The following is an 11,139-nucleotide window of genomic DNA, read 5'->3' as shown; positions in this document are numbered from 1 at the left end:
AACATCAAACATTATCTGTCCAATCACACAAATCAAACCACCTACTGTAAATGCCCAAAAATAGGTCATCTTATTGTTCACCTCCATATTCAATCGATACCGCATGTGCAATACAAGGAATCGTTTCATTTTGCTGAAAAGAAAGAGGAGATAATAAAGCACCTGTTGCAACGACTAACATTCTTTTAAATTCACCTTTTTTCATCCGGTTTAACAGATGACCATAAACTACCGTTGCTGAACATCCCGCTCCACTTGCTCCTGCAAGAACCGGTTGCCCCTCCCGATAAATCATAAGACCACAATCTTGGTATTGCTCTTTACGAATAGGAATTCCATGCTTTTTAAATAGATCCAAAGAAACTTCATGCCCAATTTGCCCAAGGTCTCCTGTTACAATTAAGTCATAATAAGACGGATCGACGTTTCGTTCTTTTAAATGTGCTTCAATGGTATCAACCGCTGCAGGAGCCATAGCCCCTCCCATATTAAAAGGATCGGTCAGACCCATATCAATTACACGACCTATTGTGGCAGAAGTGACACGAGGCCCATCCCCAGAATCACTTAAAAGGGCCACACCGGCACCAGTAACCGTCCATTGTGCCGTAGGAGGTTTTTGTCCACCATACTCTGTAGGATACCGAAATTGTTTTTCAACAGCTGTATCATGACTGGAAGCTCCTGTTAACAAATATTTAGCCCCTTTTGTATTAACGATATAAGCACCTAGAGCCAATCCTTCCATAGAGGTTGAACAGGCGCCGAACAATCCCAAATAAGGAGCTCCAATGGTTCGGCTGGCAAAACTTGTCGGAGTAATCTGGTTAATCAGATCGCCTGCAAGTATAAATTGAACTTGGGCCTTTTGAATTCCCCCTTTTTCCATGGCCTTTTGACAGGCTTCTTCCAAAAGAACACTATGCGCTTTTTCATAGGAGTCTTGTCCAAGCCATAAATCAGCATGAAGAGTATCGAAGTCATCTGGAATAGCCCCATTAGCTTCAAATGGGCCACCAATTGTCCCAGTTGAGATTATGACAGGCTTTTGTTCGAAGATCCAAGTCCGATAACCCGTAAGCATTATAAACCACCCCACTTGATTAAAATGGTTTTAATGAGTGCAATGACAAAAGCAGAAAAAACACCAAATAAAATTACCGATCCTGCCAATTTAAATATATTGCCGCCTACTCCTAGAACAAATCCTTCTGATCGGTGCTCAATGGCAGGTGATATCACCGCATTGCCAAAACCAGTTACGGGTACTGCTGTTCCAGCACCTCCAAATTGGGCCATTCGATCATATACACCAAAACCAGTAAGAAGCATTGTCATAAAAATCAACGTACCTACCGTCGGATTTCCTGCCGTTTGCTCAGTAAAATCAAAATAATAAATGTAAAAGTCTGTAATACACTGACCAATCAGACAAATAAGACCACCAGTTAAAAAGGCCTTTATGCAATTTTGAACAAAAGGTCTTTTGATCTCTCGTTGTTTTTGCAACTTTTGGTATTCCTGTTGTACAGGAGTGAGTTTTTTCTTTTGATTGTTAGACATAACTCTACCCTTCCTCCTAGGTTTGTTCTTTCATAAGACTTTTCAGTTTGTTCAAATCCTTTTTTAGGTTCTTCTTATTCGTATCATTTTGTTGTAACCTTTGTTCGATTTTTTCAAGTTCCCAGAACATTTTTTTATCACTCGACACAAATACTTTATGATCTGGATACATTTCTTCCAAGTCAGACTTGACTGACTTCTCGATCTTTTTTAATCGGAGACGGTTGAAATTTTTGACTTTTACCGCTACTAAAAGCTCCTTATCTGTATTCACTGCTTTTACATCCGAAATTTCTTCCTTGGTAATAATCTTTTCTTTAGCATGATTGGCAACAGATTGTTCATTTGGTTTACTTGTATGTATTTGTGAAATACTCGAATCATTATTATCACCTAACTGATTCTCGTTTCCGTTACACCCTGAACCCAGTCCGATAAGGATTAAAATGAAAAATAACATTTTTACTTTCATGAAATCACCTCCATGTTTTACCAGTATTGGGATGCTAAAAAAAGGTTGGCCTCTCAACCAACCTTTTCGCCATACTCATTATTGTTGTTTGTATTGAGGTTCTTCTTGTTCGATTTGTTGAACACGTGGTTCAACATTATCAATAACAGATTGGGTTTGGGTAGCAGCATCTTGATAAAGTTGCTTAGCTTGTTTATTTTCCGTACTAAGAGCAAATGTTTCAAAACTAGCTTGTGCGCTTTTTAATCCAGCTAAAGCTGTTTTAACGTCATTTATGACTGTCATGAATAACACCTCCTATGATTTGACATTAATATGGTGCTAAATAAAATATATATTTATTCATTTAGTTTTATAAATATATATGAATATTTAAAAATTCAAATATGAAATATTTTAATATTTTTTGGTAAAAATACATTATGTAATTAAAACTCTGCGAGAGGAAGGGGAGTGAAAATTGAAATTACTGGGATTTTTGTCCAAACATAGTCATATTTGCTTTTTGTTTTAGAAATGGAGTAATAGTTGCAGGTTTGTGTTAATAAATTATTTAACAAGTGGAAAATGATCAAAGGAGAATAGGAAATATGCATAAAAATTATAGCGAAATAGTTTTAGGGCCAATACCACGAGCTAGACAAAAGAATTTTTTTGGAAGTTTAGAGGAGAGTTTTAAAAATCCTATTATACATAAGGAAATTCATGGCAATAAAGTGTATGTTCCCTTAGATCTAAGTAGGATTTGGGACAGGATACATTAAAATAAGCATATTCATTTTATAGCAACTTCTAGGATAATTGAGGGACAAGGTGAAAGGAACTTTCGTTTCAGGATTATACTCAAATTAAGAAAGGGAGTTAAAAAGTGCAAAAATATCATAATCACATATCTAATTATCACCCTCAATATTCCATCTAGTTTCTGCTATATCCTGAGTCTGAAATTTGGGCAGAACAACAATCAAACAACCATTTGAAAACACAAGTGTTAAAAATTATTGCCCTTTTGTAAAATATGGATTAGAAAAAGCAAAAGATGCGTATATGTCCATGCATTGGAGGAAGTTGCTACAATGCCCTATTTAATTGGTAAGGCTATGGATCCACAGACCACGTATATAACGAATCGAACCTTGGGAAACCAATGAAATGTTTAAAAAATGACTGGTTGATATGATCCATGCTATAGAGAAAAAACTAGTAAAATAATTTAAAATGTTTTAAAGATTTTTAAACTATCAACTCGAAAAAACAGTGGAGTTTGAGGTTTATTAGGAGGACATTTTTTTATCTGGACCTAAGGAGAATTACATAATAAATAGAGTAATTGGCAGTTTTAAAGCTGTCTATTACTCTATTTCCCACTCTGTCATCTTCCCCCACAAGAGGTAATTTTTAACGAAAATCTAAACAAACGGTGTTGAAACTTATAAGGTCTTATACCTTTTTAAATCATTATTCATCTATATCATCTGTGTCGTTTACATCTTTAGGATCTTCAATTAGTTCTTCTGCATCAGGCACTAAATCAGCTTCATCATCTTTATTTTCATCTACACTATCTGGGTCATTTACATCTGCAGAATCTTCAATTGGTTCTTCTGTATCAGGCACTAAATCAGCTTCATCATCTTTATTTTCATCTACATTATCTGGGTCATTTACATCTGCAGGATCTTCAATTAGTTCTTCTGTATCAGGTGGTGGTGGATCATTATCCTCTTCTACATTATTACACCCCATTAACATGATGGCAGATAGAAAAACTGCTGTTATTAGTCTTAACCACTTTAGATTCATTTTTTCCACCCTTTCTATGGTCATTTATATTCTAAATTATTATCTCCGTTTATTTTTTTTTTATTCTAATTTTTATATTTTCCGAAAAGAACACCCGTGCAGGGCAAAGCCCGTCTTTAGACATGGGATGTACTCAACGGTTTCATTTGTCAATTCAGTTACTTTCGCTAAAAGAGAAGTGATTTTATCAATTTCATCTGTCATGGTATTAACGACTTGTTGCGAATTGAAAATCAATCCTTTTTTTAAGTTCCTCAAACAGTTCTAACATATTCCCAGATAAATCAGAGAAATCATTAATCATAAAAATTACGTTCTCACCCTCATTCGCCCTTTTCTTATATTTGCTACCACATCTTCAGACAGTTCTGGATAGCTCCAAACTAAAATTACGTGTTCAGCAAGTCTCTTACCTCTATTCACAATTACTTGCTCATTCCAAATTTAAGCTGACCTAGCCTTTTATTTAATCGTAATGAACTATCTGCAAAACACCATCCATATCCCTTTTTTCTTTAATGGTTTATCACTCAACTCGGAATTATATCTTGTTAACGTCAAATTTCCTAAAGTATGGAGATGGATCCTCTGAACTTCTTCCCAATTTTGCCTAGGTCTTTTCGCCATTGGGTAGATAAATTCTTGTTTTGAGGCATTATATGTTCAGGATTATGACAAGCTTTTTGTTATTTATAGTTTTAAATTATGTACTGATACATTTTTGATTAAAGGAAATAAAAATGGGTAAATTAAGGAAGGATAAGAGAATCTTCAAATCAATCCGAGATCTGCGATCTGCATTAAGCCATAGGTTCAGCTGATGAAAACTGATTATAGAGGTGAGGATACCAGTGTATAAAAAACAAGAACGCAGATTAATTTTCCTAACTTTCATTGTTGCAATAACTTTGGGTTTATCTTTATTTAGACACATCTTAGCTGGTTAAGAAAGGGGAGGGGGGCGTGTCGAATAGTGAATCTGTCTTTTTTAGCCGCGTTTTGACTGAATTGACATTATCTTTTCATATCATTTATGCAACTATCGGGGTAGGAATCCCGCTTATGATTATGATTGCCCAGTGGGTCGGGATTAAGAAACAGGATAAACACTACATATTATTGGCACGGCGATGGACCAGGGGATTTGTGATTACAGTGGCAGTCGGTGTCGTTACAGGGACCGCCATTGGATTGCAGCTTTCTCTTCTCTGGCCAAATTTCATGTCACTCGCTGGAAACGTTATTGCTCTGCCATTGTTTATGGAAACCTTTGCGTTTTTTTTAGAAGCTATTTTTTTGGGTATTTATTTATATACATGGGACCGATTTGAAAATCAGAAAAAGCACTTGCTGCTACTCATTCCAGTAGCTATAGGAGCATCTTTCTCGGCAGTTTTTATCACCATCGTAAATGCTTTTATGAATGCTCCACGGGGTTTTGATATAGAAAATGGGCAGCTTGTGAATATTGATCCCTTATTATCGATGTTTAATCCTGCAATGCCCAGCAAGGTTTCACACGTTCTGGCAACTTCGTATATGACATCCGCTTTTGTACTTGCATCGATTGGGGCATTTAGGCTATTGAAGGGGTCAGACCATATTTATCACAAAAAAGGATTGTATCTTATGATGAAGCTTGGACTCATCTTTTCTATAGCCTCAGCCCTCATTGGGGACTTCTCAGGAAAATATTTAGCAGAACACCAGCCTGTGAAATTGGCAGCAGCTGAGTGGCATTTTGAAACAAAAACAGGGGCGCCGATTCTTATGTTTGGTATCCTCGATGACGGTGAAGTGAAATATGCCATAAAAGTCCCTTATGGACTCAGCTATTTATCTCATAGTGACCTGGATGCGGAGGTTATCGGTCTGAATGAATTTCCGGAAGATGAATGGCCCCCACTTTATATCCACTATTTATTTGATAGTATGGTTATGATTGGAATGTGGATGGTCTTGTTATCTTTAATGTATGTGTTAGGCTTGTGGCGAAAATGGCGATTCGTTATGTCGAAAACATACAAATGGCTAATAGTGCTTGGTGGGCCGCTGTCAATTATTGCGATTGAAGCGGGATGGTGGCTAACGGAAGTCGGGCGTCAGCCATGGGTATTGCGTGGGATTCAGAGGACTGAGGATGCCGCCACAACCAGCGGCCAAGTAGACACGATGCTCCTCCTCTTTGCCGGTTTATATCTTATCCTCGGTATTGGCAGTGCTGTTGTACTAATACGGATGTTCCGTAACAATCCTGTTGAACAGGAATTGGCCGACCGGACAGCTGAGGAAGAAGGTGTACGGTTATGACGCTTGAATTTATCGGAATTTCGGTGTTGTGGTTGTTTCTGTTCGGATATATAATGATTGGTTCCATCGATTTCGGGGCTGGTTTCTTTAATGCTTACGGTACATTTACGGGTAAACAGCATATTCTAAACAAAATAATACAGAGGTATTTATCACCTGTTTGGGAAATTACAAATGTATTCTTGGTTTTCTTCTTTGTCGGCATTGTCGGTTTTTTTCCGCAAACCGCTTACTATTATGGAACCACGCTGCTGGTTCCAGCGAGTATAGCAATCATCCTACTCGCAATTCGGGGAGCTTATTATGCCTTCACCACGTATGGAGGGCTGGATAAAAGATTTACATATATATACGGGCTGGCCGGGTTAATCATTCCTGCCTCACTGTCAATTGTGCTCACGATTTCAGAGGGAGGTTTTGTCGCCATAGAAGAATCAGGTCCAGTGCTGGATTACTGGGGCCTGTTTACAAGTCCGTTGACTTGGAGTATTGTTGTGCTCAGCCTTACTGCAGTCTTATATATTTCTGCCGTGTTTTTGACATGGTATGCCAATCTTGCTAAGGATGAGCCTGCGACCAATTTGCTTCGGAAATACGCACTCTTTTGGGCGTTACCGTCCATTGTTACTGCGACCGGTATTATTATTGAATTACGGACGCATAACTTTTTACATTACCAACGGTTAATTGATGTTTGGTGGATGTTCGGTGTGTCTTTTATCTTGTTTTTAGGGACAGTGTTTTTAATTTTAAAAAGACGTTCATATGGACTTGCTTTTATATTATTAATTGGGCAATTTTTGCTGGCTTTTTTTGGCTACGGTGTATCACATTATCCCTATCTTCTTTATCCTTATTTAACCATTTATGACAGCTTTACGAATAAAGCGATGGCGATTGCGTTGATTTTTGCATTTATCGCCGGATTGGCATTGCTAATTCCGTCACTGATTCTCGTGCTTAAGCTGTTTGTGTTCAATAAAGAATATGTACAAGGGAAACGAAACGATCATGCTTGAGGAGGATGCTGATGTTAAGGGGATTTTTTGTCTATTATGCGCCATTTATTGTGATTATCGCTTCTATTGCAGCTGCATTTTGGCTGGCTTTAAAAGATGAAATTTTTAATAACGAGAATGATTAGACTTGGATCTCCTCTTTTATAGAATATTTCTCCGAATTTCCAACTAAGCGGTGAAGAGTTTTATAACAATATTATAATAATCGGGTCAGATAATGCCAAATAATTTTTATATCTGACCTAATTAGAGAACCACCGGAATAAAACGAGTTAAATTAATGGTTTCCTTTCGATTCAATAAATTACCTACCTTTCGTTAAATCTTCATGCATTCCTTAAACCGTTTTGGTTACAATTGGGTTATGAAATACCCTTAGACTGTAATTAATGTAGTAATGGTACTTGTTCGCTTTGATAAAAATGAAGGTTTCTTTTAGGTACATTTATAGCTGGTAAAATGATATGCAATTAAAGGTTGGAATCATGTTTGTATCCCCCACTCCTCCTTTCTGCAGAAACAGAACAAGCACTAGATCAATTAAATTTTGAAAATTAGAAATTTTCGACTGCTGCCATTACATTTCTTCTTTAAAGCTTTTACAAAACTGATTCATTCTTTTCATCCATAAAAGAATCCGTCCGAGGTTATCGGGCGGATTCTTTAAACTGAAAATAGGTGAGCAAGGAATTTATTGCATATAGCTATTCATTTGATTCTGCTGGTTACCCTGGTTAAGATCACGAGAAATATCTTGTCTTACCTGCTGAGCATCGGTTCCAGCAAAACCGGCCTGCATCATGCCTTGGGAACCGCCAAAACCTCCACCCTGCTGGGAGTAACCACCTTGTCCGCCAAATTGTTGAGAATATCCGCTCTGCTGGCTTCCTTGGTTACTCTGCATCATGCCTTGAGAACCGCCAAAACCTCCACCCTGTCCGCCGAATTGTTGAGAATATCCGCCTTGCTGGCTTCCTTGGTTACGCTGCATCATGCCTTGAGAACCGCCAAAACCTCCACCCTGCTGCGAGAAACCACCCTGTCCGCCAAATTGTTGAGAATATCCGCCTTGCTGGCTTCCTTGGTTACGCTGCATCATGCCTTGAGAACCGCTAAAACCTCCGGCCTGCTGCGAGTAACCACCCTGTCCGCCAAACTGCTGAGAATATCCGCCTTGTTGGTTACCCTGGTTAAGATCACGAGAAATATCTTGTCTTACCTGCTGAGCATCGGTTCCAGCAAATCCGGCCTGCATGATGCCTTGAGAACCACCAAAACCTCCAGCCTGTTGGGAATAACCACCCTGTCCGCCAAATTGTTGAGAATTTATGCCCTGCTGGCTTCCTTGTCTAAGGTCACGAGAAATATCTTGTCTCACCTGCTGTGCATCAGTTCCCGCAAATCCAGGCTGCATGATTGATTGTGAGCCTGCAGATCCAGATTGCATCATTGATTGTGAGCCTCCAAATCCACCTGTCTGCTGAGTGAATCCGCCTTGCTGGCTTCCTTGGTTTAGGTCACGAGAAATGTCCTGTCTCACCTGCTGTGCATCAGTTCCCGCAAATCCAGGCTGCATGATTGATTGTGGGCCGGAGAAGAATCCTCCTTGCTGGCCTTGTCCGTTAAATTGCTGAGTTGACTGGTTCATGTTCTGGTTCATGAAAAAACCTCCCTGAATTTAGTAATATATTGAACCAAGTTTATCTTACCCAATCTTTTTTTTATTTATTAATTTAAATAAAGAAATTTAAAAAGGATTGGATCATCAATAATCCAATCCTTTTTTCCCTTAATCTCCTGGCAAAGATGATTAAGGACACAAAGGAGGTGATAAATAAAGAATTATTGCTCTGTGGTTCCTTTATTTTTCACAACCATTATGATGAACTCTTTTCTCCTTGATTATTCAAAAATAATATTACTAGAAAACTAACTAAATCATCTAAATTGTTCAAGGATTAATTTCTTCATAGAAAGGGAGATTAGGATTATAAACACAAAGGAGATGAAGGAATCATGTCACGTAGTGGTGGAAATCGTTAATCATTACTATATCCACATGCAATTTCATTAACTTTCTCAGCTACTTCTATTTTCCAGGAAAAATTTACTATTTTAGTATGTTGTATTCCTTAGGGTTTTCTACCATTTCATAATAAAATTAACTAAATAATAATCCGCTCTGGATGCGTATAAACATTTAGTGAATGGCTGCGAATAAATCCAACGGTTGTAATGCCCAGTTGTTCCGCTAATTGCAATGCCAGTTCTGTTGGAGCTGATTTTGACAGTACTAATTCGCAGCCAATTTTGGCAACCTTCAATAAAATCTCTGATGATATCCTTCCACTGAATATAAGAATTTTATCCCCAACGAAAATTTGATTTCGTAAGCAGTATCCAAAAATTTTGTCGAGCGCATTGTGCCGTCCGATATCCATCCTTCCTAGAACCATCCCGTTTAAATCTCCTAATGCACAATTATGGACACCACCTGTATTGTGAAAAGTCGTAGCAGATGTCTGCAGGTTATTCATTAGCTCAAAACAGTCATCTACTGAGAGGGTAACACGAATACTTTTCATCTTCTTTGCAGTCATTGCATCATTCACAAAAACAAATCCCTGTCTGCTCGATCCGCAGCAGGATGTAAAATAGCGTTTATTTTGGAAGTTCTGGTAATAAGGATTGATGTTATTCACTTTCACATGGACAAATCCATCTTTTTCTTCGACCCATATGTCTTCTATATCTTCATATTTACGAATAATGCCCTCGGAAGCTAGAAATCCAACTACCATATCTTCAATATACTCGGGAGTGCAAACGATTGTAACAAATTCCTTTCCATTGATTATCACTGTAACGGGATATTCTGTTACAATTGTATCTTCGAAAAGGTCTAAGTTACCGTTTCCGAAACGAAGAATCTCTCGTTTCACATCTGTTGGTTTCTTCATGTGAATACCTCCCTCTATAAATGTTGATTTATCAACGGTTTAATCCGTTGTTGGGGTGTCAAAAAAATATTTTTCGACAAGATCCCTAACAATATTTTTATAATATGTGAAACTATTCCAATACATGGGTACGCTACGCGGTCACTACTGGGTAATGATGGTAAGTAGTGCTAGGGAATTATACGATGCACAATGGATCTCTGCGTAGCTTATGATGACGTACCCTCCCATGTCTCTGGGCATCAATGTACCTACATTCCTTCGTTTGGTCTAGTCATAAGGCAGAGGCTAGCGAAGCTCCTTTAGGGACTCTAGGTCGAATGGTGAAAATAGTGCCAGCTTCTCCGTGTCATCCTGTTGCCTAGGTCAAATATGGGGATGTAGGGTTAAGCAGCCTCTACGAGACTAGGAATATCCCTCATCATTCGCTGTGCGTCAAATGCTTTGTGCTTTGTACAAATTCCATGTAATACTTTTAGTAGTTTTCCACATAGAACCACGATGAATTGCTTCTTTCTTAACGGGTTAACCTGACGGTTTGTGTAATATTCATGTAGCTTTTTAAAAGCTTCATTGTGGCGAATCATCGGCATCATCACTCGGAAAAGAAGGGCACGTAGCTTTCTTCTCCCCCGTTTAGAAATACGCTTTTGACCCTTGTGCTGACCGGAGGAATTTTCTCTTAACGTCAATCCCTCGAGTTTAATGAGTTGGCGTGGATCATTGTAGTGTGAAAAGCTTCCGATTTCAGCTAATAAATCAACAATCGTCGTATCTCCAAGTCCTTGAACCGTTGAGAGCCATTCGTACTCTACAGACGTTTTTACAAGTTCAACTAAGTGCTGTGTAATGCTTTGGATTTCTTGTTCTAACTGATGGTAACGGCGAACGAGTGTGGTAATTTCAAAACGGGCCATCTCACGTCCTTCTGTTACACCAATGGAGTTAGCAGCTACTTCAATTAGACGCGTAGCTTTTGGTTTCTGAGGAGATTTCATCCCCTCTACTTTAC

At 38.4% G+C, this 11,139-nt stretch carries 13 protein-coding genes; 3 read left to right on the top strand and 10 right to left on the bottom strand.

Annotation, left to right across the window (positions count from 1 at the left end):
- From E1I69_RS22785 to E1I69_RS25130, 7 genes are all read right to left on the bottom strand, one after another.
- Positions 1-69: SpoVA/SpoVAEb family sporulation membrane protein (locus E1I69_RS22785; RefSeq protein ID WP_136381814.1), on the bottom strand; the 69-nt coding region annotated here is incomplete at its 3' end.
- A 1-nt stretch (position 70) separates the two neighbouring features.
- Entirely contained in the window at positions 71-1,084 is a 1,014-nt protein-coding gene (gene spoVAD / locus E1I69_RS22780) for a stage V sporulation protein AD (RefSeq protein WP_136381813.1), read from the bottom strand.
- A complete protein-coding gene (gene spoVAC, locus E1I69_RS22775) occupies positions 1,084-1,563 on the bottom strand; it encodes a stage V sporulation protein AC (protein WP_136381812.1) in 480 nt (159 codons plus the stop codon). The genes spoVAD and spoVAC overlap by 1 nt, the downstream gene beginning before the upstream one ends.
- A gap of 16 nt (positions 1,564-1,579) precedes the next feature.
- Complete coding sequence (locus tag E1I69_RS22770; RefSeq protein ID WP_136381811.1) at positions 1,580-2,035, bottom strand: YhcN/YlaJ family sporulation lipoprotein; 456 nt, start codon at positions 2,033-2,035, stop codon at positions 1,580-1,582.
- A gap of 78 nt (positions 2,036-2,113) precedes the next feature.
- Positions 2,114-2,320 (bottom strand): DUF1657 domain-containing protein, encoded by a 207-nt coding sequence (locus tag E1I69_RS22765; protein ID WP_136381810.1) that lies wholly within the window; start codon positions 2,318-2,320, stop codon positions 2,114-2,116.
- 1,173 nt (positions 2,321-3,493) lie between these two features.
- Positions 3,494-3,838, bottom strand: a complete 345-nt coding sequence (locus E1I69_RS22760; protein ID WP_136381809.1) for a hypothetical protein — start codon at positions 3,836-3,838, stop codon at positions 3,494-3,496.
- 480 nt (positions 3,839-4,318) lie between these two features.
- Positions 4,319-4,465, bottom strand: a complete 147-nt coding sequence (locus tag E1I69_RS25130) for a GmrSD restriction endonuclease domain-containing protein (RefSeq protein WP_242634681.1) — start codon at positions 4,463-4,465, stop codon at positions 4,319-4,321.
- Positions 4,466-4,801: 336 nt separating this feature from the next.
- Here E1I69_RS25130 and E1I69_RS22750 point away from each other — a divergent pair, with 336 nt between their 5' ends.
- From E1I69_RS22750 to cydS, 3 genes are read left to right on the top strand one after another with little or no spacing between them, the layout of a single operon-like run.
- Positions 4,802-6,148: a cytochrome ubiquinol oxidase subunit I gene (locus E1I69_RS22750; RefSeq protein WP_136381808.1), complete on the top strand. Its 1,347-nt coding sequence runs from the start codon at positions 4,802-4,804 to the stop codon at positions 6,146-6,148.
- Positions 6,145-7,167, top strand: a complete 1,023-nt coding sequence (locus E1I69_RS22745; protein WP_136381807.1) for a cytochrome d ubiquinol oxidase subunit II — start codon at positions 6,145-6,147, stop codon at positions 7,165-7,167. The genes E1I69_RS22750 and E1I69_RS22745 overlap by 4 nt, the downstream gene beginning before the upstream one ends.
- Positions 7,168-7,178: 11 nt before the next feature.
- On the top strand, positions 7,179-7,292 hold the full coding sequence (gene cydS, locus E1I69_RS25555) for a cytochrome bd oxidase small subunit CydS (RefSeq protein ID WP_431731903.1): 114 nt from the start codon (positions 7,179-7,181) through the stop codon (positions 7,290-7,292).
- A 566-nt stretch (positions 7,293-7,858) separates the two neighbouring features.
- Here cydS and E1I69_RS22740 read toward each other — a convergent pair.
- The 3 genes from E1I69_RS22740 to E1I69_RS22730 all read right to left on the bottom strand — a co-directional run.
- Positions 7,859-8,827, bottom strand: a complete 969-nt coding sequence (locus tag E1I69_RS22740; RefSeq protein ID WP_136381806.1) for a hypothetical protein — start codon at positions 8,825-8,827, stop codon at positions 7,859-7,861.
- A 505-nt stretch (positions 8,828-9,332) separates the two neighbouring features.
- Positions 9,333-10,127 (bottom strand): formate dehydrogenase accessory sulfurtransferase FdhD, encoded by a 795-nt coding sequence (gene fdhD / locus E1I69_RS22735; protein WP_136381805.1) that lies wholly within the window; start codon positions 10,125-10,127, stop codon positions 9,333-9,335.
- 386 nt (positions 10,128-10,513) lie between these two features.
- Positions 10,514-11,139: transposase (locus E1I69_RS22730; RefSeq protein ID WP_136381804.1), on the bottom strand; the 626-nt coding region annotated here is incomplete at its 5' end.

Source organism: Bacillus timonensis (genome assembly GCF_004799755.1).
GTDB classification, from domain to species: Bacteria; Bacillota; Bacilli; order Bacillales; family Bacillaceae_L; genus Ferdinandcohnia; species Ferdinandcohnia timonensis_A.
The sequence above is the reverse complement of the archived record's forward strand: the minus strand, read 5'-3'. Positions and strand labels throughout refer to the sequence as shown.

Excerpts from the sequence above, each read along its gene's own strand:
- fdhD (WP_136381805.1), bottom strand. The coding sequence starts at position 10,127 with ATGAAGAAACCAACAGATGTGAAACGAGAGATTCTTCGTTTCGGAAAC.
- E1I69_RS25130 (WP_242634681.1), bottom strand. The coding sequence starts at position 4,465 with ATGGCGAAAAGACCTAGGCAAAATTGGGAAGAAGTTCAGAGGATCCAT.
- cydS (WP_431731903.1), top strand. The coding sequence starts at position 7,179 with ATGTTAAGGGGATTTTTTGTCTATTATGCGCCATTTATTGTGATTATC.
- spoVAD (WP_136381813.1), bottom strand. The coding sequence starts at position 1,084 with ATGCTTACGGGTTATCGGACTTGGATCTTCGAACAAAAGCCTGTCATA.
- E1I69_RS22765 (WP_136381810.1), bottom strand. The coding sequence starts at position 2,320 with ATGACAGTCATAAATGACGTTAAAACAGCTTTAGCTGGATTAAAAAGC.
- spoVAC (WP_136381812.1), bottom strand. The coding sequence starts at position 1,563 with ATGTCTAACAATCAAAAGAAAAAACTCACTCCTGTACAACAGGAATAC.
- E1I69_RS22760 (WP_136381809.1), bottom strand. The coding sequence starts at position 3,838 with ATGAATCTAAAGTGGTTAAGACTAATAACAGCAGTTTTTCTATCTGCC.
- E1I69_RS22740 (WP_136381806.1), bottom strand. The coding sequence starts at position 8,827 with ATGAACCAGAACATGAACCAGTCAACTCAGCAATTTAACGGACAAGGC.
- E1I69_RS22770 (WP_136381811.1), bottom strand. The coding sequence starts at position 2,035 with ATGAAAGTAAAAATGTTATTTTTCATTTTAATCCTTATCGGACTGGGT.
- E1I69_RS22745 (WP_136381807.1), top strand. The coding sequence starts at position 6,145 with ATGACGCTTGAATTTATCGGAATTTCGGTGTTGTGGTTGTTTCTGTTC.